20 protein-coding genes are annotated in these 22,560 nt (G+C 68.2%); 11 read left to right on the top strand and 9 right to left on the bottom strand.

Annotated features, from left to right (window positions below; all coding sequences use genetic code 11):
• Positions 1 to 138 precede the first annotated feature (138 nt).
• The 3 genes from AC1DXV_RS05715 to AC1DXV_RS05705 all read right to left on the bottom strand — a co-directional run bounded on the left by AC1DXV_RS05715 (position 139) and on the right by AC1DXV_RS05705 (position 3,638).
• Positions 139 to 2,166: a diguanylate cyclase gene (locus AC1DXV_RS05715; protein ID WP_477864272.1), complete on the bottom strand. Its 2,028-nt coding sequence runs from the start codon at positions 2,164 to 2,166 to the stop codon at positions 139 to 141.
• A gap of 138 nt (positions 2,167 to 2,304) precedes the next feature.
• Complete coding sequence (locus tag AC1DXV_RS05710) at positions 2,305 to 3,288, bottom strand: Bug family tripartite tricarboxylate transporter substrate binding protein (protein WP_477864271.1); 984 nt, start codon at positions 3,286 to 3,288, stop codon at positions 2,305 to 2,307.
• A 32-nt stretch (positions 3,289 to 3,320) separates the two neighbouring features.
• A complete protein-coding gene (locus AC1DXV_RS05705) occupies positions 3,321 to 3,638 on the bottom strand; it encodes a YkgJ family cysteine cluster protein (RefSeq protein ID WP_477864270.1) in 318 nt (105 codons plus the stop codon).
• Between the two features lie 129 nt (positions 3,639 to 3,767).
• Between AC1DXV_RS05705 and mnmG the strand changes: the two genes are divergently transcribed.
• Genes mnmG through AC1DXV_RS05685 form a run of 4 tightly spaced genes read left to right on the top strand, consistent with a single transcriptional unit; the run spans position 3,768 to position 7,810 of the window.
• The gene (gene mnmG, locus AC1DXV_RS05700; protein ID WP_477864269.1) at positions 3,768 to 5,750 is read left to right on the top strand and encodes a tRNA uridine-5-carboxymethylaminomethyl(34) synthesis enzyme MnmG; all 1,983 of its coding nucleotides are present in this window, start codon (positions 3,768 to 3,770) and stop codon (positions 5,748 to 5,750) included.
• Positions 5,737 to 6,390 (top strand): 16S rRNA (guanine(527)-N(7))-methyltransferase RsmG, encoded by a 654-nt coding sequence (rsmG, locus tag AC1DXV_RS05695; protein WP_477932816.1) that lies wholly within the window; start codon positions 5,737 to 5,739, stop codon positions 6,388 to 6,390. Before mnmG ends, rsmG begins: the two co-directional genes overlap by 14 nt.
• A gap of 2 nt (positions 6,391 to 6,392) precedes the next feature.
• Positions 6,393 to 7,004: a LysE family transporter gene (locus AC1DXV_RS05690; RefSeq protein ID WP_477864290.1), complete on the top strand. Its 612-nt coding sequence runs from the start codon at positions 6,393 to 6,395 to the stop codon at positions 7,002 to 7,004.
• Between the two features lie 26 nt (positions 7,005 to 7,030).
• Entirely contained in the window at positions 7,031 to 7,810 is a 780-nt protein-coding gene (locus tag AC1DXV_RS05685; protein ID WP_477932815.1) for a ParA family protein, read from the top strand.
• Between the two features lie 16 nt (positions 7,811 to 7,826).
• Here AC1DXV_RS05685 and argC read toward each other — a convergent pair whose 3' ends face one another.
• Entirely contained in the window at positions 7,827 to 8,768 is a 942-nt protein-coding gene (gene argC / locus AC1DXV_RS05680; protein WP_477864266.1) for an N-acetyl-gamma-glutamyl-phosphate reductase, read from the bottom strand.
• A 53-nt stretch (positions 8,769 to 8,821) separates the two neighbouring features.
• On the opposite strand from argC, the gene AC1DXV_RS05675 reads away from it, so the two are divergent.
• From AC1DXV_RS05675 to AC1DXV_RS05655, 5 genes are all read left to right on the top strand, one after another.
• Entirely contained in the window at positions 8,822 to 9,400 is a 579-nt protein-coding gene (locus tag AC1DXV_RS05675; protein ID WP_477932813.1) for an RBBP9/YdeN family alpha/beta hydrolase, read from the top strand.
• Positions 9,401 to 9,417: 17 nt separating this feature from the next.
• Entirely contained in the window at positions 9,418 to 10,311 is an 894-nt protein-coding gene (locus AC1DXV_RS05670; RefSeq protein WP_477865275.1) for a ParB/RepB/Spo0J family partition protein, read from the top strand.
• Positions 10,312 to 10,680: 369 nt separating this feature from the next.
• Positions 10,681 to 12,603, top strand: coding sequence for a PrkA family serine protein kinase (locus AC1DXV_RS05665; RefSeq protein WP_477932811.1), 1,923 nt, complete (start codon positions 10,681 to 10,683; stop codon positions 12,601 to 12,603).
• A 33-nt stretch (positions 12,604 to 12,636) separates the two neighbouring features.
• The gene (locus AC1DXV_RS05660; protein ID WP_477865273.1) at positions 12,637 to 13,914 is read left to right on the top strand and encodes a YeaH/YhbH family protein; all 1,278 of its coding nucleotides are present in this window, start codon (positions 12,637 to 12,639) and stop codon (positions 13,912 to 13,914) included.
• A 47-nt stretch (positions 13,915 to 13,961) separates the two neighbouring features.
• Positions 13,962 to 15,518 (top strand): SpoVR family protein, encoded by a 1,557-nt coding sequence (locus AC1DXV_RS05655; RefSeq protein ID WP_477865278.1) that lies wholly within the window; start codon positions 13,962 to 13,964, stop codon positions 15,516 to 15,518.
• Here AC1DXV_RS05655 and AC1DXV_RS05650 read toward each other — a convergent pair whose 3' ends face one another.
• From AC1DXV_RS05650 to AC1DXV_RS05640, 3 genes are all read right to left on the bottom strand, one after another.
• Positions 15,519 to 16,136, bottom strand: coding sequence for a DJ-1/PfpI family protein (locus tag AC1DXV_RS05650; protein ID WP_477865277.1), 618 nt, complete (start codon positions 16,134 to 16,136; stop codon positions 15,519 to 15,521).
• 31 nt (positions 16,137 to 16,167) lie between these two features.
• Positions 16,168 to 16,704 carry a Dps family protein gene (locus AC1DXV_RS05645; RefSeq protein WP_477865272.1) on the bottom strand — a complete coding sequence of 179 codons (537 nt, stop codon included), beginning with the start codon at positions 16,702 to 16,704 and terminating at the stop codon, positions 16,168 to 16,170.
• Between the two features lie 61 nt (positions 16,705 to 16,765).
• Entirely contained in the window at positions 16,766 to 17,686 is a 921-nt protein-coding gene (locus AC1DXV_RS05640) for a LysR substrate-binding domain-containing protein (RefSeq protein ID WP_047595382.1), read from the bottom strand.
• A gap of 174 nt (positions 17,687 to 17,860) precedes the next feature.
• On the opposite strand from AC1DXV_RS05640, the gene AC1DXV_RS05635 reads away from it, so the two are divergent.
• Positions 17,861 to 18,433 (top strand): hypothetical protein, encoded by a 573-nt coding sequence (locus AC1DXV_RS05635; RefSeq protein WP_477865271.1) that lies wholly within the window; start codon positions 17,861 to 17,863, stop codon positions 18,431 to 18,433.
• Between the two features lie 6 nt (positions 18,434 to 18,439).
• Here the strand turns inward: AC1DXV_RS05635 and AC1DXV_RS05630 are convergent, their stop codons facing one another.
• Complete coding sequence (locus AC1DXV_RS05630; protein WP_477865270.1) at positions 18,440 to 19,651, bottom strand: Yip1 family protein; 1,212 nt, start codon at positions 19,649 to 19,651, stop codon at positions 18,440 to 18,442.
• Between the two features lie 110 nt (positions 19,652 to 19,761).
• Entirely contained in the window at positions 19,762 to 21,852 is a 2,091-nt protein-coding gene (gene recG / locus AC1DXV_RS05625) for an ATP-dependent DNA helicase RecG (protein WP_477932809.1), read from the bottom strand.
• 81 nt (positions 21,853 to 21,933) lie between these two features.
• Here recG and AC1DXV_RS05620 point away from each other — a divergent pair.
• Positions 21,934 to 22,560, top strand: a 627-nt coding sequence (locus AC1DXV_RS05620; protein WP_477932807.1) for an S-adenosylmethionine:tRNA ribosyltransferase-isomerase, incomplete at its 3' end; no start/stop codon positions are given.

Here is a 22,560-nt window from a genome sequence, read left to right as displayed (position 1 = left end):
GCAGCGAGGTTCCCTCGAAGAGACAGGGGTGTCCCTGATCTCGTCAATGTCAGTCGTGCCAAGCCAGGTCTGTTGCGCTTTGAATTGTCGAAGTGACAACAGGCTTGGCCCGGCCGCCTCGGTTCCGAGGCCGGCCCTTCAAACCCCCACCAGATTCCGAGACGCCGCCATCGCAGTGGTATAGACCACCACCTGGTTCCGTCCATCGCGCTTCGCGGCGTAGCACGCCATGTCGGCGGCCTTGAGCACCGCCGCCGCATTCGCGAAGCTGGCGTCGACCTGCACGAGCCCGATGCTCGCGCCGACGCCGAGGCTGTGGCCCTCCCACTCCAGCCGATGGCCGTTGATCGCGGCCCGCAGGCTGTCCGCAATGGCCAGCGCGCGCTTGACCGGACAGTGCGGCAGCAGCACCGCGAACTCATCGCCGCCGAGCCGCGCCACCGTGTCCGATGGGCGCACCCGCTCCTGCAGTTGCGAGGCGACGTCACGCAGCAGTGCGTCTCCCGCCGCATGCCCCGCCGTGTCGTTGACGGCCTTGAAGCGATCCAGGTCGATGAACAGCGCGCAGAACGGCTGCTCGCCGGCCCGCTGGGTCGCCTCGTCGAGGACCTTGTCGAATTGCACCCTGTTGGCCAGGCGCGTCATCGCGTCATGGGTGGCCGACCACGACAGGCGCGCGTTGCGTTCATGCGCCTCGGTCACGTCCTCGACGATCCAGATGATGCCGGCGCGGCGGTCGCTGCCGGGCAACAGGCTGCCGCGGATGTGCCCGCGGAACGTGCTGCCGTCGCGCCGTGCCAGCGGGCATTCCGCCTCGTAGGCACCGTCGGCGTCGAGCGCATCGAGTGACTGCTGGCTCAGCTGCTGGTGCTGCAACTCGTTCGTGAAGATCAACCGCGTGTCATGCCCGAGCAACTCGGCCTTGTCGCGTCCGAACAGCTCGCAGAAATGCCGGCTCACCAGTTCGAAGCGCCCTTCGCGCGTGAGCGCGATGCCGGCATGCGCCGCATCGAGAACCGCCTGCAACTGCCCCAGCAGCCGGTGCGTCTCGCGACCCCGCAGCATCCGCTGTTCGACGACGTGCTGGAACGCGCGCGACAGCGCACCGATCTCCCCCGCTCCGCGCGGCCAGTCGCCGCGGAGGGCGGCCTCGTCATCGAGCAGGCTCATCGCCCTCGCATGCAGTTGCGAGATGGGCCGCGTGATGAACCAGGCCAGCAAGCCCGCGAGCAACGCCGCCGCCATCCCCACGATCGCACCGACGCGCCACGCCGTGTCGCGTGCCGCGGCCAGCGACTGCATCGCGTCCGCCTCCGGCGTGACGTGGATCAGCATCCATTCCGCAGCGGGCACGCCGGCCAGCGCGACCAGGTAGCCATGGCCCAACGAGGCCGCACCCTCCACGTGGATCGTGCCGCCGTCGAGGGTCCAGCGTTCGAACTCCGCGCTCAGCCCGACCTCGTCGCGCGCATGGCCCATGATCCGCTTCGGATCGGCATGCGCGAGGATCTGCCCGCTGCGATCGATGACGAGATCGCGCGAGTTGTCGCGGCCGGACGAGTCGCGCAGGAACGACAGCAGCCCGGTCTTGTCCAGGCGCAACGCGCCACCGACGACGGCCGTGACCTGGCCGTCGACCTGCCGCACCGGCACCGCGAAGATCAGGACGGCCGCATGGCTGATCGCGCTGACCAGCGGCCGGGAGACCACCGGCAGCTTCTCGCGCATCACGCGCTGGAAGTACTCGCGGTCGGCCAGGTTCGGAAACTGGGTGCCCGGCACGCCCTTCTCGAGGCGCACCAGCAGATCCCCGTTCGGGGCCAGGATGAAGACGGAATCGAACAGCAGGCCAGCCGACGGCTTGTCGACCAGGAACTGCGTCAGCCCCGGCCGGTCGTGCAGCATCTCCGGCCGCACCTGGCTCGCCACGCCCTGCAATGCCGTCTGCAGCAGCTCGAGCTTGCTCGACAGCAGGTTGGCCGTGCGCTCGACATCGTTGGCGCTCTGCAGCAGCAGCTGCTGCCGCGAGCGGCTTTGCGTGGTCGACAGGACGAAGTGCGTCGTGACCGCCGTGGCGGCGACCGCGGTGAGCACGCCGGCGGCAACGATCTTGAATTTGACCGATGAGGCAACCCGACGCAGCAGCTGAAGTACGTTCACGACCATGGACAGCGGATCCAACCCACGGTCTCGGCAGCAACCCAGCGCCGCCCGGCGGACCGTGCTACGCATGCTCCCACGGGCCCGCGGCCGGCAAACCGCCGGGAAACGGGCCGATCGCGCTCCAGTTCCGCCCTTGCCAGATCAGTCCGGCTTGATGCGCGCCCGCGTGATCACCGGTTTCCAGCGCGCCTGCTCCTGCGCGATGAACTGCGCGAACTGCGCCGGCGTGTTGCCGATCGCCTCGGCCGCATCGCCCTCCAGGCGCTCCTTGGCGGCCTGCGAGCGTATCGCCTTCGCCGCCTCCACCGCGAGGCGGTCCGCATACGTTTGCGCAAGGCTGGACGGGGCCATCAACCCGTACCACTGCGTCATCTCGAAGTCCGGGAAGCCCTGCTCGGCCACGGTCGGCACGTCGGGCAGTTGCGCGAGGCGCTGCTTCGAGCCCGTCGCCAGGCAGCGCAGCTTGCCGGCCTTGATGAACTGCAGGATGGCCGGCGCACCGACCGAGGCCGCATCGAGTCGGCCGGCCAGCAGGTCCGTCAGCTGGGGTCCGGTGCCGCGATAGGGAACGTGGACGATGAACAGGTTGGCGACGGCCTTCAGGTACTCCATCGCCAGGTGCCCCGCGCTGCCGTTGCCGGCCGAGCCGAAGTTCATTTGTCCCGGCTTGCTGCGCACCAGCGCAACGAACTCCTTCAGGGTCTTCGCCGGGACATCCGGATGGACGACGTAGAGGCTGGGCACTTTGGCGAGCAGGGTGATCGGACGGAAATCCTTGACCGGGTCGTACGGCAGCTTGTCGTACATGAACGGGTTCACGGCCAGCGTGCCGATGTGCCCCAGGATCAACGTGTGCTGGTCGTCGGCGTGGGCCACGTCGGCCATCGCGATGTTGCCGCTGCCGCCCGGCTTGTTCTCGACGTAGACGGTCTGGCCGAGCCCCTTGCTGAGTTCGACGGCCGTCGACCGGGCGACGATCTCCGAGCTGCCGCCCGGCGCGAACGGCACGACGAAGCGGATCGACCTGGTCGGCCAGGCCGCGCCCTGCCCCCAGCCGATGGACGGAATGCTGCAGGTTGCGGCGGCAGCCAGCCACTCGCGGCGGGAGATGGAAGGGAATCGCATGTCGGCGCTCCGTGCAGTGGGGATGGACGAGTCTAGAGAGCCGTGCCCGCCGGGGCATTGGGGGTAGCCGCAGCGTCGACGCCACCGGGACGGGTCTGTCGCTCGAGTTGGCTCAGCCAGTGGATGGCCTGCGAAGCATCCGCCCCGCACATGTCGGTGCTGGGCTGCAACGAGCCGCAGACCGCAGGCCGATCGGGGTGCCCGAAGATCTTGCAGCGCAGATCCGCATCGAGCTGCACGCAGGGCACGCCCGCCGGCTTGCCACTCGGCATGCCGGGAATCGGCGTGCTGATCGACGGCGCGATGCAGCACGCCCCACACCTCGGCCGGCACTTCAAACCCCTGCTCATCGGTTGTTCCACGTGAAACCAAGGTGACGGAAAGCCGCCCCCCGCCTAAAATCCGACCTTCGCCGGCGTCCCTCACGCCCTGCGTCTGCAGCACCCGACACCGCTGCCGTGACCCCAACCGGAGCCCCCATGTTGTTCCCCCATGATTTCGACGTGATTGTCGTCGGCGGCGGCCATGCCGGCACCGAGGCCGCACTCGCCGCCGCGCGCATGGGTTGCAGCACCTTGCTGCTGACGCACAACATCGAGACGCTCGGGCAGATGAGCTGCAACCCGTCGATCGGCGGCATCGGCAAGGGGCACCTGGTCAAGGAAGTCGATGCGCTCGGCGGCGCGATGGCGGTCGCGACCGACGAAGCCGGCATCCAGTTCCGCATCCTCAATGGCTCGAAGGGCCCCGCGGTTCGCGCGACCCGCGCGCAGGCGGATCGCATTCTCTACAAGGCGGCCATCCGCCGCCGGCTGGAGAACCAGCCGAACCTGACGCTGTTCCAGCAGGCCGTCGACGACCTGATCGTCGAGGGCGATCGCGTGGTCGGCGCCGTCACCCAGGTCGGCATCCGGTTCCGCGCCCGCACCGTCGTGCTGACCGCGGGCACGTTCCTGGACGGGCGCATCCATGTCGGCTTGCAGAACCATGCCGGCGGCCGCGCCGGAGATCCGCCGGCCATCTCGCTGTCGGCCCGGCTGAAAGAGCTGAAGTTGCCGCAGGGGCGCCTGAAGACCGGCACGCCGCCGCGGCTGGACGGCCGCACGATCGATTTCTCGAAGCTGACCGAGCAACCCGGCGACCTGGATCCGGTGCCGGTGTTCAGCTTCATGGGCCATGCCTCGCAGCACCCGCAACAGCTGCCCTGCTGGATCACGCACACCAACGAACAAACGCACGAGATCATCCGCAGCGGTTTTGACCGCAGCCCGATGTTCACCGGCGTGATTGAAGGTGTGGGGCCCCGCTACTGCCCGAGCATCGAAGACAAGGTCAATCGCTTCGCCGACAAGGACTCGCACCAGATCTTCCTGGAGCCCGAAGGCCTGACGACCCACGAGTTCTACCCGAACGGCATCAGCACCAGCCTGCCCTTCGACATCCAGCTCGCCGCGGTGCGTTCGATGCAAGGGCTGGAAAACGCCCACATCCTGCGACCGGGCTATGCGATCGAGTACGACTACTTCGATCCGCGCGGCCTGAAGGCCAGCTTCGAGACGAAGGCCATCGGCGGCCTGTTCTTCGCGGGCCAGATCAACGGGACGACCGGCTACGAGGAAGCGGCAGCCCAGGGCCTGTTCGCCGGCATCAACGCCGCCCGCCAGGTGCGGGGGCTGGACGCCTGGACACCTCGCCGCGACCAGGCCTACCTCGGCGTGCTGGTCGACGACCTGATCACGAAGGGCGTCACCGAGCCCTACCGCATGTTCACCAGCCGCGCCGAGTTCCGGCTGCAGCTGCGCGAGGACAACGCCGACCTCCGGCTCACCGAAGCCGGCCGCGACATGGGCCTGGTGGACGACGCGCGCTGGGAGGCATTCAACCGCAAGCGCGATGCTGTTTCACGTGAAACCGAACGCCTGCGCTCGACCTGGGTGCACCCCAACCTGCTGCCGGCTGCGGATGCCGAGCGACTGTTGGGCAAAGCCATCGAGCATGAATACAGCCTGGCCGATCTGCTGCGCCGCCCCGGGGTGGATTTCGATGCGGTCGCCGCCATCGCCGCCATCGCAAAGCCGGAGGCTGGCGTTTCGCGCCCAGCGCTTCACGCCGAATTGGGCCAGACGCTCGCCGACACCGTGATCGAGCAGGCCGAGATCAGCATCAAGTACGCCGGCTACATCACCAAGCAGAACGATGAAGTCGAGCGGACTGTTCACTTCGAGAGCCTGCGCCTGCCCGCCGAGTTGGACTACGCCCAGGTCACCGCGCTCAGTTTCGAGGCCCGCCAAAAGCTGGCGAAGCATCGGCCGGAGACCCTGGGGCAGGCCTCTCGCATTTCCGGCATCACCCCGGCCGCGATCTCGCTGCTGCTGATCCACCTCAAGAAGGGTCGCTTCAAGGGGTTCATGGCCGCCGATCGCGCCGGCAACGACAGCACGCCGACCGATGCAGCCGCCTGAGGCCCACACCCTCGCCAGCGGACTGGACCGGCTCGGGCTGGCGCTCGATGCCGACCAGCAGGCCCGGCTGCTGGCTTACCAGGCACTGATCGCGAAGTGGAACCGGGTCTACAACCTGACCGCCGTCCGTGACCCGTCCGAGATGCTGACCCACCACCTGCTCGACAGCCTGTCGGTCGTCGGGCCGTTGCGCCGGCATGCCGCGGGGCGGCCGTTGCGGATGCTCGATGTCGGAAGCGGCGCCGGCCTGCCGGGTGTCGTGCTCGCCATCGCCGAGCCGTCGTGGCACATCACCTGCGTCGACACCGTCGGCAAGAAGGCCAGCTTCATCCAGCAGGCCGCTGCCGAGCTGGGCTTGCGGCAACTGCGTTCCGAGCACGCGCGGGTCGAGGAGATGCCACCCGCCCGCGCCGACGTGATCACCTCCCGCGCCTTCGCCTCGCTGAGCGACTTCACCCGGTTGACCGAAAAGCACCTGGCCCCGGGTGGCCTCTGGATGGCGATGAAGGGCAAGTCACCGACCACCGAGATCGCCGAGTTGCCGGTCACGCTCGATGTGTTTCACGTGGAACCATTGACCGTTCCGGACCTGGATGCCGAGCGCTGCCTGGTCTGGATCCGCCCGAAGGCTGCCGGATGAGTGTGCTCGGCATCTCCGACTACGGCTCGTTCTGCCTGGCCATCGTGCTGTTCCTCGCCCTGCCCGGCCCGGGCACGCTGGCCCTGCTGACCTCGACCGCCAAGGGCGGCTTCCGCGCCGGTGCCGCCGCCACCTTCGGCGTGATCGCCGGCGACCAGGTGCTGCTGTGGCTGGCCGTGGGCGGCGTCGCGGCCTTGCTCGCCTCGCACCCCACGGCGTTTCGGTGGGTGCAGTACGGCGGTGCCGCCTACCTGGCCTGGATCGGCCTGCGGCTGCTGCTGGCCCGGCCCGGCGACGCCTCGCCCATCCGCATCGAGCCGCGCGACTATGCGCGCCAGGCCTTCCTGATCACCTTGCTGAACCCGAAGGCCATCGTGTTCTACATGGCCTTCTTCCCGCTCTTCATCGACCCCGCCACGCAGCGCGGCGCGGTCACCTTTGCCGCGATGGCCGCGACGATCGCACTGATCACCCTCGCCTACTGCCTGGCGCTGTGCGCCTTTGCGCAGTCGGTGTCGAACAAAGTTCGCCAGCACCGCCGATGGACGGCGTGGTTGCAGAAGGCGGCTGGTATCTTCCTGATCGGCTTCGGCATCCGCCTCGGCAGCAACTGATCCCTCTTCCAGCAGCGCCCTCCTCCATGACCCGCATCTTCTGCATCGCGAACCAAAAAGGCGGCGTCGGCAAGACGACGACCACCGTCAACCTGGCCGCTGGCCTGGCGCTGATCGGCCAGCGCGTGCTCGTCGTCGACCTGGATCCGCAGGGCAACGCGACGATGGGCTCGGGCATCGACAAGCGCGCGCTGTCGCTGAGCGTCTACGACGTGCTGCTGGAGTCGGCCACGATCGCCGAGGCCCGGCAGCGCAGCGAGAAAGTCGGCTACGACGTGCTGGGCGCGAACCGCGAGCTGGCGGGCGCCGAGGTCGAGCTGGTCAAGCTGGAGCGGCGTGACAAGCGGCTGAAGGCGGCGCTCGAGGCGGTGTCCACTGACTACGACTTCGTGCTGATCGACTGCCCGCCGTCGCTGAGCCTGCTGACCTTGAACGGCCTGTGCAGCGCCCATGGCGTCGTGGTGCCGATGCAGTGCGAGTACTTCGCGCTCGAGGGCCTGTCGGACCTGGTCAACACCATCAAGCAGGTGCACGCCAACCTGAACCCCGAGCTGCAGCTGATCGGCCTGCTGCGCGTGATGTTCGATCCGCGCATCACGCTGCAGCAGCAGGTCAGCGATCAGTTGAAGACCCACTTCGGCGACAAGGTGTTCAACAGCGTGATCCCGCGCAACGTGCGCCTGGCCGAAGCGCCCAGCTACGGCCTGCCCGGCGTGGTGTTCGACCCGGCCTCGCGGGGCGCGCAGGCCTTCGTCGAATTCGCGGCCGAGATGGTCGCGCGGGCCCAGGAGACCGTGGCCGCCTGAGCCCCAGCCCGCCGCCTTACAGCCCCATGCCTTCGTCCAGCCCGAGGTGCACGTTCATCGTCTGCACCGCCGCGCCGCTGGCGCCCTTGCCGAGGTTGTCCAGCCGCGACATCAGCAGCACCTGGCTCTCGTTCGCGAACACGAACAGGTCGACGCGGTTGCTGTCATTGCAGGCCTGCACATCGAAGAAGCCCTCTTCGAGCGTCGCCGCATCGCGCAACGGCATCACGCGGATGAAGCGCTCGCCCTCGTAGCGCTGCGTCAGCGCTGCATGCAGCGACTCCGGGCTGGCACCCGCCGACAGGCTCGCCAAATGCAAGGGCACACTCACCGCCAAGCCCTTGTAGAACTTGCCTACGATTGGCATGAAGACCGGCTTCGTCGTGAGCCCGGTGTGGGCCATCATCTCGGGAATGTGCTTGTGCGCGAGCGTCAGGCCATAGGGCCGCGGCGCATCGAGCCGTGCGTCGCCGCCCGCCTCGTACTGCTCGATCATCTTCTTGCCGCCGCCGGAGTAGCCGGTGATCGACGTGGCGCTGACGCCGAGCGACGCCGACACGAGGCCGGCATCCACCAGCGGACGCATCAGCAGGATGAAGGCGCTGGCATGGCAACCGGGGTTCGCGAGGCGCTTGCTGCCGCGGATCTTCGCGCGCTGGTCGGCCGCCAGTTCGGGCAGGCCGAACACCCAGCCCGGCACCGTGCGGTGGGCCGTGCTGGCGTCGATCAGGCAGGTGTTCGGGTTCGTCACCAGCGCCGCGGCTTCGCGCGACGCCGCATCGGGCAGGCACAGGAAGGCCACGTCGGCGGCATTCAGCAGGCGGGCGCGTTCGGCGGCATCCTTGCGCCGGTCGGCATCGATGCGCAACACTTCGACGTCGCTGCGCGCCGCCAGGTACTCGTTGATGCGCAGACCGGTCGTGCCTTCCTGGCCGTCGACAAACACGCGATGCTTCATTGAATCGTCCACCCACCTGAAAAGAACTCGGACCGCGAGGATAAGCCACCTGCATGACAAACGCTGATCCGCAAGCCCTGCACGACGTGCGGGTGCTCCTGCTCCCCGGCTGGGAGAACTCCGACCCCGGTCACTGGCAAAGCCTCTGGGAACGTGAACACGGCGACCTCCGCGTCGAGCAGGCCGACTGGCTGTGGCCGAAACGCGGCGACTGGATGGCCCGGCTCGAGGACGTGCTGCTGCAGGACGAGCGGCCGGTGCTGCTCGCGGCGCACAGCCTCGGCTGCCAGCTGGTCGCCGCGTGGGCCGCGCACTCGCGGCACACGGCCCGCGTGCGCGGCGCGCTGCTGGTGGCGCCGCCCGACATCGAACGCCCCGACATGCCGCCGCAGCTGACGCCCTGGCGCCCGATCGCGCGCCAGGCCCTGCCCTTCGCGAGCATCGCCGTCGTCAGCAGCGACGATCCGTTCTGCGCCGCCGAACGCGCCGCGCAGATGACCCACGCCTGGGGCAGCCGGCAGGTCGACATCGGCCCGCGCGGCCACGTCAACAGCCAATCCGGGCTCGGCGCCTGGCCCGAAGGACGCGTGCTGCTGCAATCGCTTCGATCGCCCGCAGCCCGCGCCGGTTGATCAGGGAAAATGCCCCGATGGCAACCAAGAAACCCAAAGGCCTCGGTCTCGGCCTCGAAGCACTGCTCGGCCCCACGGTCAGCGACTCCCCCGTTCCGGCCGACGACGGCACGCCGCGCACGCTGAAGCTGACCCAGCTGCAGCCCGGCAAGTACCAGCCGCGCACGCGCATGGACGAGGGCTCGCTGTACGAGCTCGCCGAGAGCATCAAGGCGCAGGGCATCATGCAGCCGGTGCTGGTGCGACCGGTCGGCCCGAACCGCTACGAGATCATCGCCGGCGAACGCCGCACGCGGGCCGCGAAGCTGGCCGGCCTCGACGAGGTGCCGGTGCTGGTGCGCGAGGTGCCCGACGAGTCGGCCGCCGCGATGGCGCTGATCGAGAACATCCAGCGCGAAGACCTGAACCCGCTCGAAGAGGCGCACGGCATCGCGCGGCTCGTCAACGAATTCCACCTGACGCACGAGCAGGCGGCCCAGGCCGTCGGCCGCTCGCGCAGCGCCGCCAGCAACCTGCTGCGCCTGCTGAACCTCGCCGAGCCGGTGCAGCAGATGCTGATGGCCGGCGACCTCGACATGGGGCACGCGCGCGCGCTGCTGCCGCTCGATGGGGCGCACCAGATCCTCGGCGCGGGCGAGATCGTCGCGAAGAAGCTCAGCGTGCGCGAGGCCGAGAAGCTCGTGACCCGGCTCGGCTCGTCGCGCCAGCAGCCGCTGCTGCGCGTGCCGAAAGAGAAGCCGCGCGACATCGCACGCATCGAGGAAGAGCTCTCCGATGCGTTGACGGCACAGGTCGAGATCCGCATCAAGAAGCGCACCAAGCGCGGCGAACAAGGCGAAGTCGCCATTGCCTTCGGCTCGCTGGAGGAGTTGAATGGGCTCCTCGACAAGCTCGGACTCACCAGCACCTGACATGCCGATCGACAACCGGTTGACCGCACATCTTCGCGCACAACCCCTGAGCCCCGCATCCGGAACTTCCCCGGCCGCCAACGGCTCATTGCATGCATCATCCACTCAGGCGGGTGACACGCTGCAACAGACAGGGGCACACTATTTGCTGTACACCTTCACATCACCGAAGCGTTGAACAGCGGGCTTATTACTCCACATCTCCACGCACAAGACACCCCGAAATGACGCAAGCTTGAATCACGAGATCAGCTGACCGCACAGGAAAGCTCTGATGGAGCCCTCACCCGGGACTTCATCAGAACTTCCCCAGACGGCAGCGAAGGTGGCCCCTTCGCTGTCGCCCACCCGATGTCTCAGGAGGTCAGCATGGACGTGATCAGCCATTTCGCCGCACGCTTCGAGCGCACGCGTGAGGAGGAACTCTCGCTGGAAGAGTACCTCGCCGAATGCAAGCGCAACCCCGTGGCCTACGCCACAGCCGCAGAGCGCATGCTCAAGGCGATCGGGGATCCACAGACCATCGACACGCGCAACGACCCGCGGCTGTCCCGTCTGTTCGCCAACAAGGTCATCAAGATCTACCCCGCCTTCGCCGAGTTCTACGGCATGGAAGACTCCATCGAGCAGGTGGTGTCGTATTTCCGGCATGCCGCGCAGGGGCTGGAGGAAAAGAAGCAGATCCTCTACCTGCTCGGCCCGGTGGGCGGCGGCAAGTCGTCGATCGCCGAGCGGCTGAAGGCGCTGATGCAGGAGGTGCCGTTCTACGCGATCAAGGGCTCGCCGGTGAACGAATCGCCGCTCGGCCTGTTCGACGCGATTGAAGACGGCCCCATCCTCGAGAAGGAATACGGCATCCCGCGCCGCTACCTGCAGCGCATCCTGTCGCCATGGGCCGTCAAGCGCCTGGATGAGTTCGGCGGCGACATCCGCAAGTTCCGCATCGTCAAGCGCTTCCCGTCGGTGCTCAAGCAGATCGGCATCGCGAAGACCGAACCGGGCGACGAGAACAACCAGGACATCTCGTCGCTGGTCGGCAAGGTCGACATCCGCAAGCTCGAGACCTACGCGCAGGACGACCCCGATGCGTACAGCTACTCCGGCGGGCTGTGCCTGGCCAACCAGGGCCTGCTCGAGTTCGTCGAGATGTTCAAGGCGCCGATCAAGGTGCTGCACCCGCTGCTGACCGCCACGCAGGAAGGCAACTACAAGGGCACCGAAGGGTTCGGCGCGATCCCGTTCGACGGCATCGTGCTCGCGCACAGCAACGAGAGCGAGTGGAAGKCGTTCCGCAACAACAAGAACAACGAGGCCTTCCTCGACCGCATCTACATCGTCAAGGTGCCGTACTGCCTGCGCGTCAGCGAAGAGGTGAAGATCTACGAGAAGCTGTTGCGCGGCTCGTCGCTGGCCCAGGCCACCTGCGCGCCGGGCACGCTGAAGATGATGTCGCAGTTCGCGACCCTGACCCGGCTGAAGGAGCCCGAGAACAGCAGCCTCTACTCCAAGATGCTGGTGTACGACGGCGAGAACCTGAAGGACACCGACCCGCGCGCGAAGAGCTTCCAGGAGTACCGCGACTACGCCGGCGTCGATGAAGGCATGAGCGGCGTCTCGACGCGCTTCGCGTTCAAGATCCTGTCGAAGGTCTTCAACTTCGACAGCACCGAGGTCGCCGCGAACCCGGTGCACCTGATGTACGTGCTCGAGCAGCAGATCGAGCGCGAGCAGTTCGCGGCCGAGGTCGAGCAGAAGTACCTCGCGTTCATCAAGGAGCACCTGGCGGTGCGCTATGCCGAGTTCATCGGCAAGGAGATCCAGACCGCCTACCTCGAGAGCTACAGCGAGTACGGCCAGAACATCTTCGACCGCTATGTCACGTATGCCGACTACTGGATCCAGGACCACGAGTACCGCGACACCGACACCGGCGAGGTGTTCGACCGCGGCTCGCTGAACGCCGAGCTCGAGAAGATCGAGAAGCCGGCCGGCATCGCGAACCCGAAGGATTTCCGCAACGAGATCGTCAACTTCGTGCTGCGCGCGCGCGCCAACAACGCCGGCAACAACCCGGTGTGGACGAGCTACGAGAAGCTGCGCACGGTGATCGAGAAGAAGATGTTCTCGAACACCGAGGAGCTGCTGCCGGTGATCAGCTTCAACGCGAAGGCGAGCGCCGACGAGGCGAAGAAGCATGAGGACTTCGTCACGCGGATGGTCGCCAAGGGCTACACGTCGAAGCAGGTGCGCCTGCTGTGCGAGTGGTACCTGCGCGTGCGCAAGAGCTCCTGATCCGCCGGGCAACTCCTCAGCAGAAAGGCCGACATGCTCCAGCAGATCATCGACCGGCGGCTGGCGGGCAAGAACAAGTCCATCGGCAACCGCGAGCGCTTCCTGCGTCGCCACAAGGACCAGATCCGCGAGGCGGTCAAGCGCGCGGTCGATGGGCGCGGCATCCGTGACATCGCGCAGGGCGAGGACATCCACATCCCGAAGCGCGACATCGCCGAGCCGGTGTTCGGCCATGGCCAGGGCGGCAAGCGCGAGATGGTCCACCCGGGCAACCAGGACTACGTGCGCGGCGACCGCATCGAGCGGCCGAAGGGCGGCGGCGGCGGGGGTGGCGGGGGGCAGGCGAGCGATTCCGGCGAGGGGGACGACGACTTCGTCTTCCACCTCAGCAAGGAAGAGTTCATGCAGGTCTTCTTCGACGACCTGGCGCTGCCCAACCTCGCGCGCACGACGCTCGCCGACACGCCCGAGTTCAAGACCCATCGCGCCGGCTACAGCAGCGACGGCACGCCGAACAACCTGCACGTGGTGCGCTCGATGCGCGGCGCGATCGGCCGGCGCATCGCGCTCGGCGCCGAATCGCGGCATGAGCTGAGCGAGCTCGAAGACCAGCTGGTGCAACTCAAGCGCCACCCGCACCCGAACCCGTTCGCGCACGAGATCCCGCCGCTCGAGCTGAAGATCGAGGCGCTGCGTGCACGCCTGAAGCGCATCCCCTACCTCGACCCGATCGACCTGCGCTACCGCAGCCGCGTGCGCGTGCCGGTGCCCACCTCGAAGGCGGTGATGTTCTGCCTGATGGACGTCTCCGGCTCGATGGACGAGGCGCGCAAGGATCTCGCGAAGCGCTTCTTCATCCTGCTGTACCTGTTCCTGACGCGGCACTACGAGAAGATCGACATCGTCTTCATCCGCCACCACACGCAGGCGCAGGAGGTCGACGAGCAGAACTTCTTCCACTCGACCGAGACCGGCGGCACCGTGGTGTCGAGCGCGCTCGTGCTGATGGAGGAGATCGCCCGGGCCCGCTACCCGACCAGCGAATGGAACATCTACGGCGCGCAGGCGAGCGACGGCGACAACTGGCACCACGACAGCGGCCGCTGCCGCGAGCTGCTGGCCAACAACATCCTGCCGCTGTGCCGCTACTTCGCCTACGTGCAGGTGGCCGAGGAAGAGCAGAACCTGTGGGACGAGTACTCGGCGCTGGCCGCCGACGCGAAGGCCTTCGCGATCCGCAAGGTGACCGAGGCCTCGCAGATCTACCCGGTGTTCCGCGAGCTGTTCAAGAAGGAGGGTGCACCGACATGAACCTCCACGCCACTCCACCCTGGGGCGCCGAGCGGCGCAAGAAACAGATGCTGACCGCCTTTCCGAAACGCCGTGCCTCCGACATGGCCGCACCGAAGCGTGCGCACGAACCGCTGCCCTCGCCCACCGACTGGTCGTTCGAGCTGGTCGAGCGCTACCACGAGGTGATCAAGGCGACCGCCGAGCGCTTCGGGCTGGACACCTACCCGAACCAGCTCGAGATCATCACCGCCGAGCAGATGATGGACGCCTACGCGTCGGTCGGCATGCCGGTGAACTACCGCCACTGGAGCTACGGCAAGGAGTTCATCTCGACCGAGAAGAACTACCGCCGCGGCCACATGGGCCTCGCCTACGAGATCGTCATCAACTCCGACCCCTGCATCAGCTACCTGATGGAGGAGAACACGATGGCGATGCAGGCGCTCGTCATCGCGCACGCGGCCTACGGGCACAACAGCTTCTTCAAGGGCAACTACCTGTTCCGCATGTGGACCGATGCGTCGTCGATCATCGACTACCTGGTCTATGCGAAGAACTACGTCACCGAGTGCGAGGAGCGGCACGGCCTGGACGCGGTCGAGAACTTCCTCGACAGCTGCCATGCGCTGATGAACCACGGCGTCGACCGCTACCGCCGGCCGAGCCGCAAGTCGCTCGCGCAGGAGCTGGCCGACGCGAAGGACCGCGAGGCCTATGCGCAGCGGCAGATCAACGAGATGTGGCGCACGCTGCCGCGCAAGGCCGACAAGGCCGGGCAGGAAGAAGCCGAGTTGCGGCGTTTTCCGGAGGAACCGCAGGAGAATCTGCTGTACTTCATCGAGAAGCACGCGCCGCTGCTGGAGCCATGGCAGCGCGAGATCGTGCGCATCGTGCGCAAGGTGGCGCAGTACTTCTACCCGCAGCGCCAGACCCAGGTGATGAACGAGGGCTGGGCCACGTTCTGGCACCACTCGCTGCTGAACACCATGTACGACGACGGCTACCTGAGCGACGGCATGATGATCGAGTGGCTGAAGTCGCACACCAACGTGGTGTACCAGCCGCGCGTCGGCGACCGCGGCTACAACGGCATCAACCCGTACGCGCTCGGCTTCGCGATGTACACCGACATCAAGCGCATCTGCCAGAACCCGACCGACGAAGACCGCCACTGGTTCCCGCAGCTGGCCGGCAGCGACTGGCTGGAGTCGATCGACCATGCGATGCGCAACTTCAAGGACGAGAGCTTCATCGGCCAGTACCTGTCGCCGAACATGATGCGCGAGTTCCGGCTGTTCGCGATCGTCGACGACGAGAAGGACAAGGAGCTGGAGGTCTCGGCCATCCACGACGAGAGCGGCTACCGGCGCGTGCGCGAGGCCTTGTCGCACCAGTACGACCTGGGCAGCCGCGAACCCAACATCCAGGTGTGGAGCGTGAACCTGCGCGGCGACCGCTCGCTGACGCTGCGCCACGCCCAGCACAACGACCGGCCGCTGCACGACAGCGCACAGGAGGTGCTGAAGCACGCCGCCCGGCTGTGGGGCTTCGGCGTGCACCTGGAGAGCATCAACTCGGCGGGCGAGGTGCAGAAGCGCTGGTCGGTTCCGGCGCCGAGCTGACTACAGCAGCAACTCGTCCGGCGGAATGAACGCGCGGACCGTGCTGATGAGCTTGTCGACGTAGGCCTCTTTCTCCCCCACCGGCGCCACGTAGTGCAGCGCCTTGACCGTCGCATCGACCCCGGCGCGCCGCAGCATCGCCCAGGTGGCAAGGTACTGCGAGGCCAGGCAGCCTCCAGCCGTCGCGATCGGGCCGCGTGCATGGAACGGCGCGTCGACCACCCGCACGCCCGCCTCGACCACCCACGGCTTGGTGGTCAGGTCGGTGCAGGCCGGGATGTCGGCCAGCAGCCCGAGCCGCGCCAGCAACAGCGTGCCCGAGCACTGCGCGCCGATCAGCTGGCGCACCGGGTCGAGTTGCAACCGGTCGAGCAACGCGCTGTTCTCGGCGATCGCCCGCGTATAGATGCCGCTGCCGAACAGCACGATGTCGGCCTCGTTGGCGAACTCCAGCGGCTGCTGCGTCTCGATCGTCACGCCGTTCATCGATGTGAGCCGCTGGCTCGGGCCGGCGATCTCGACCGTCCAGCCGGCCGGCCGCAGGCGGCTCAGCAGGCCGAGCGCGATGAACGAATCGAGCTCGTTGAAACCGTCGAAGGTGACGATCGCGACGCGCACCGGGGTGGGCCCGTTCATCGGGCAGGCCCTCTCACTCTTCGAGCAGGCTGCGCAGCATCCACGCAGTCTGCTCGTGCACCGTCAGGCGCTGGGTCAACAGGTCGGCGGTCGGTTCGTCGCCGGCCTTGTCGGCCAGCGGGAACAGGCTGCGCGCAGTGCGGGCGACGGCTTCATGGCCCTGCACCAGGATGCGCACCATCTCGAGTGCCTTCGGCGGCACGGCCGGTGCGTCCTGGATGGAGGCCAGCGCGCCGAACTGCCCGTACGAGCCCGGCGCCGGATGGCCCAGCGAGCGGATGCGCTCGGCGATCGGGTCGACCGCGGCCCACAGCTCGGTGTACTGCGTCATGAACATCAGGTGCAGCGTGTTGAACATCGGCCCGGTGACGTTCCAGTGGAAGTTGTGCGTCGTCAGGTACAGCGTGTAGGTGTCGGCCAGCAGCTTGCTCAGGCCGCCGGCGATCGCCGCGCGGTCCTTGTCGCTGATGCCGATGTGGATGCCGAGGCTGCCGCCGCCCGGGGCGGACGCGGCGGCGGGAGCGGTTGCGGTCTTGGTCTTCTTCGCCATCTGGAAATCTCCGGGAAACAAGGTGGATCGGGTTCGAGTCTAGTCAGGGATCAAAGGCCCCTCACGACACTTTGCTGACGCCCTCGAGCGGGCAGGCATAGATCGCGTTGCGCAACGCGGCGATCGCCTCGTAGCGCGTGAAGGTGCGCCGCCACGCCAGCACGACGCGCCGCGTGGGCACGGGCGGCGCGAACGGCACGTAGCGCACGTGCGGCTGCTGGTCCTTGGGCACGCTGAGCTGCGGCACCACGGTGACGCCCATGCCGGACGCCACCATGTACTTGATGGTCTCGAGCGACGAGCCCTCGAAGCTCTTGCGGATGCCCTCGGCATCGCTCGAGAAGCGGGCGTACTCGGGGCAGACCTCGAGCACGTGGTCGCGGAAGCAGTGGCCGGTGCCGAGCAGCAGCATCGTCTCCTGCTTGAGCTCCTCGGCGGTGATGCGCTTGCGCTTGGCGAGCGGGTGGTCCTTGGGCACCGCGACGGCGAAGGGCTCGTCGTACAGCGGCGCGACCGCAAGGCCGGTGTCGGGGAAGGGCTCGGCCATGATCGCGCAGTCGAGCTCGCCGGTGCGCAGCATGTCGAGCAGCCGGGCGGTGAAGTTCTCCTGCAGCACCAGCGGCATCTGCGGCACGCGCTCGATCGCCTGCTTCACCAGGTCGGGCAGCAGGTAGGGGCCGATCGTGTAGATCACGCCGACGCGCAGCGGCCCCGACACCGGGTCCTTGCCGCGCTTGGCGATCTCCTTGATTCCGGCCGCCTGGTCGATCACCGATTGCGCCTGGCGCACGATCTCTTCGCCGAGCGGGGTCGCACTCACCTCGTTGGAGCCGCGCTCGAACAGCTTGACGTCGAGCTCCTCCTCGAGCTTCTTGATCGCGACGCTGAGGGTCGGCTGCGAGACGAAGCAGGCCTCGGCCGCACGCCCGAAGTGCTTCTCGCGGGCGACCGCAACGATGTATCTCAACTCGGTCAGTGTCATGGCATCCCGCTCTAACCCCGGCACGGAGGAAGCGGAAGAATATCCGACACCCGGGCGCGCGTCATGCGCCTGCCGGCATCGCCTTGCGATACCTCGGGCTGTGGCGCTTGCGACGGATGAACCGCCAGCGGATTCTCCGGCCCGCGGCATCCGCCGCGCACTGGAAGACCCCGCATGAGCAAGCCCCCTTCACGACTCCTGAGCGCCGCCTCGCTGCTGGCCGTGGCCTCGCTGTCAGCCGCCCTCAGCGCCTGCTACGTCGTGCCGATCGACCCGCGCACCGGCCAGGGCTACCCGATCCAGCGGGCCGACGGCCGCGGCGACGGCCCGGCCCCGGCCAGCGTCACCGTCGTGACCCCGCCCGCCCCCGCGGCGCCGCCCGCGCCCACCGTGCTGAACGCGCGGCTGTACCCGCTGAACACGCAGGCCAACAAGGGCGGGCTGCTGACGGCCGTCGTCGTCGACAACAACACCGGCCGCGGCAGCTTCACGCTGTCCTACCTGGGCGACACGATGCAGGGCGAGAGCACCCGCGTCGACGCCAGCTACGCCGCCTTCGGGCGGATCTACAACGAGGTGCTGGGGCTGAACCAGCGCAGCTTCAGCGGCCGCCGCGGCATCGCGAACGCATATGGAGGCAAGGGCGTGAATGCCCAGTGCGAGTACCTGATCACCGGCCCGGGCATCGGCACCGGCGCCTGCCAGTTCTCCGACGGTGCCCGCTACCAGATCCACTTCGGCAGTTGACCGGCCTCAGGCCTTGGCGGGGCGCTTGATGCCTTCGAGCTTGTCCAGGCCGACGGCAGCGAGCGCCTTCTTCAGCGCCGCCAGGTCCACCTGCTGCCCCTTGGCCTCGACGATCACGCCATTGGTCAGCAGCACCGTCACCTCGCCCTGGCTGCCGTCCTTGCGGTACTCCTCGCGCACGGTGCGCTCGCCCTGCTTGTAGACCTTCTCGACCTGCTCGGCCGTCTCCTTGTCCATCGTCATGCCGGACCAGGCGGCCAGTGCCGCGAGGCCGGCCGTGCCGCCCAGGTCGGTGATCGTCAGCTGCAGGTGCTTGTCGCCGGCGGCATACGCTGCCTTGGCCATCGAGCTGGCGATGCCGATCGCCTGGCCGCCCTGCGATTCGATGGATTCGCGCTTCAGCTCGCCGAGCGCCTCGGGCAGCGCGGCCTTCAGGTCAGCCGGCGCGATCGGCTGGCCGTTGCCGCCGGTCAGCGCGCCCATCATCTCGCCCATCGCCTTGCCGGTGGCGGCCGGATCGCCGGACTTCTGGGCCTCTTCCATGCGCTTGCCGGCCTCCTCCATCTTCTTCGCGAGGTCGTCCATCTTCGCGGTGTCGATCTTGACCTCGCCACCCGGCGTCTTGATCGTCACCGCGCTGCCGGGCGATCCAGCCCACCCGCCCCACGAGCCCATGCGCATCGGCCCGCCCATCGCCGTCAGCGCGCCCAGCACGATGTAGATCACGATGGCGCAGACGATCACCACCGCCGTGTAGGCACCGGCCTTGTCCTGCGGGCATTTCATCAGCACCGGCAGGCCGAGGTAGATCAGGTAGATGCCGTACAGCGACGCGATGATGCCCAGGATCCACAGCCCCGGCACCAGGTGGAACACGCCGCCGACCCAGCCGGCGGTGCTCGCATACGCCACCAGCTTCAGCGCGCTGACCTGCCCCTTGGTGCCGCCGAAGCTGGGCGCGAGCGCGTCGACGATCAGCGTCAGCACGAAGACGTTCACGAGCGCCAGCACATAGCCGAGCACCAGCGTCGAGAGCCCCCAGAACCCCAGGCCGACATAGAAGACCAGGCCGAGGAACGCCGCGACCGGCGGGATCGCCGCCAGGATCAGCACGTAGCCCTTGTAGATCGAGGCCTGGGTCGCCGGCTCGGCATCGATCACCGGCCAGGTCTGCTTCGGCTTCAGCAGGATGTCTTGAACACGCTGGATCAGGTTCATGGGCAGGCCCTCCGCGGTTGATGGTGCCGCCGGGATGCTATCCCGCGCCTCCCGCCGTGAGGGCTCGAGAAACTAGGGGGATGCCCGCGAGCGCGCGGGTGTCCAGGTCGTCAGGCCTTCAGGTACTCCGCCTTGCCGCCCAGCCAGCGTGCCACGTGCTGCTCGGCGATGCGCGGGTGCTGCGCCAGCAGCGTCGTCGCGACGGCGCGCGCGCGGTGCACCAGCGCCTCGTCGAGCGCGAGGTCGGCGAAGCGCAGCAGCGGCGCGCCCGACTGCCGCGCGCCGAGGAACTCGCCCGGCCCGCGGATCTCCAGGTCGCGCCGCGCGATCTCGAAGCCGTCGTTGGTCTCGGCCATTGCGCGCAGCCTGTCCTTGCCGGTGGGCGACAGCGGCGCCGTGTAGACCAGCACGCACACGCTCGCGACCGAGCCGCGCCCGACCCGCCCGCGCAGCTGGTGCAGCTGGCTGAGCCCGAAGCGCTCCGCATGCTCGATCACCATCAGCGACGCGTTCGGCACGTCGACGCCGACCTCGATCACCGTCGTGCTGACCAGCACCTTCATCTCGCCCGCGGTGAACAGCGCCATCACCGCCGCCTTCTCCGCCGCCGGCATGCGGCCGTGCAGCAGGCCGACCATCTCGTCGGGCAGCGCCTCGCACAGCTGCTGGTGCGTGGCGGTCGCGTTCTGCAGGTCCAGCGTCTCCGATTCCTCGATCAACGGGCACACCCAGTACACCTGCCGGCCGCGCGCCACCTCGTCGGCGATCGTCAGGATCACGTTGCCGCGCCGCGCGTCGCTGAAGACCTTGGTGACGATCGGCGTGCGCCCGGGCGGCAGCTCGTCGATGGTGCTCACGTCGAGATCGGCGAACACCGTCATCGCGAGCGTGCGCGGGATCGGCGTCGCGCTCATCATCAGCAGGTGCGGCTCCAGCGCACCCTGCTGCAGCTTGGCGCGCAGTGCGAGCCGCTGCGCGACGCCGAAGCGGTGCTGCTCGTCGATGATGGCGAGGCCGAGCCGCGCGAACTCGACCTCGCCCTGGATCACCGCGTGCGTGCCGACCACCAGCCCCGCCTCGCCCGAGGCCACGCGCGCCAGCATCTCGCGCCGTGCCTTGCCCTTGCGGCTGCCGGTCAGCCAGGCCACCTGCACACCCAGCGGTTCGAGCCAGCCGACCAGCTTGCGGAAATGCTGCTCGGCGAGGATCTCGGTCGGCGCCATCAGCGCGCACTGCCAGCCCTCGTTCATCGCGATCGCGGCCGACAGCGCGGCCACCACCGTCTTGCCCGAACCGACGTCGCCCTGCAGCAGCCGGTGCATCGGCACCGGACGCTGCAGGTCGAGCGCGATCTCCTCGACGACGCGGCGCTGCGCCGGCGTCAGCGAGAACGGCAGCGCCGCGAGCAGCCGCTCCTGCAGGCCGCCCGCGCGCACCGTGAAGGCCGGCGCCTGCTGCAGCGCCCGCTCCTGCTTGGCCTGCAGCTGCGACAGCTGCTGCGCGAGCAGCTCCTCGAACTTCAGCCGCTGCCAGGCCGGGTGGCTGTGGTCTTCGAGCGTGGCGAGGCTCACGTCGGGCGCCGGGTGGTGCAGGAAGCGCAGCGCCTCGCGCAGGCTCATCAGCCCGCTCGGCAGCAGCGCCGCCGGCACGATCTCCGACAGGTCGGCGCGCTGCAGGCCCGAGGCCACCGCCTTGCGCAGGTAGGCCTGCGGCAGCGTCGCGCTGGTCGGGTAGACGGGCGTCAGCGCCTGCGCGAGCGGCGTGTCGTCGTCGACGCCCTTGAAGTTCGGGTGCACCATCTCGCGCCCGAAGAAGCCGCCGCGCGCCTCGCCGCGCACGCGCACCCGCTTGCCGACGCCGAGTGTCTTCTGGTGATTCGGATAGAAGTTCAGGAAGCGCAGCCAGAGTTCCTCGCTGCCGTCGTCGATCTTCACGACCAGCTGGCGGCGCGGGCGGAACTGGATCTCGCACTCGCGCACGATGCCTTCGACCTGCGCGTTGTCGCCGTCGCGCAGCGAGGCGATCGGCGTGATGCGGGTCTCGTCCTCGTAGCGCAGCGGCAGGTGCAGCGCGAGGTCGATGTCGCGCACCAGGCCCAGCTTCTCCATCGCCTTCTGCGGCGCGGATTTCTCGCGTGCGGGCGCCAGCGCAGGGGGTTCGACGGGAGACTCGCTGGGAGAAGAGGCGGCGCGACCGGGCATGCGCGGATTCTGCCGCGTCGAGCGTCCATGGAAGAATCCGTCCCCTGCAGATCTTCGTCAGGCCGGTCCAGCCTGCATGCCATGTCGTCCGATTCCTCTCCCTCCCCCGCCCCTCGCCTCTTCACGCGTCCTTTCACACTCAGCGACTTCGATTTCGCGTTGCCGCCCGAGCTGATCGCGCAGCACCCGGCCGCCGAGCGCAGCGCGTCGCGGCTGCTGGATGGCCGCGGTGCGGCGCCCGTCGACCGCATCTTCCGCGAGCTGCCGGCGCTGCTTCAGCCGGGCGACCTGCTCGTCTTCAACGACACGCGCGTCATCAAGGCCCGGCTGTACGGCGCCAAGGCCAGCGGCGGCGCGGTCGAGGCGCTGGTCGAGCGGCTGCTGCCGGGCCACGAGCTGCTGATGCACCTGCGCGCCAGCAAGTCTCCGAAGCCGGGCCAGACGGTGCGCTTCGCCGACGCGTTCGATGCCGAGGTGCTGGGCCGCGGCGGGCCGGACGGCAGCCTGTTCCACCTGCGCTTCCCGTCCGATCCGCTGGTGTTGCTGGAGCAGCACGGCCATGTGCCGCTGCCGCCGTACATCACGCATGCCGACGAGGCCGACGATGAGCGGCGCTACCAGACCGTGTTCGCCGCGCGGCCGGGCGCCGCCGCCGCGCCGACCGCCGCGCTGCATTTCGACGAAGGCGTGCTGGCCGCGCTGCGCGAG

It is taken from the genome of Rhizobacter sp. P3_C12, assembly GCF_056402735.1.
Note: the sequence above shows the minus strand (reverse complement) of the source record. Positions and strands in the feature narration are given on the sequence as shown.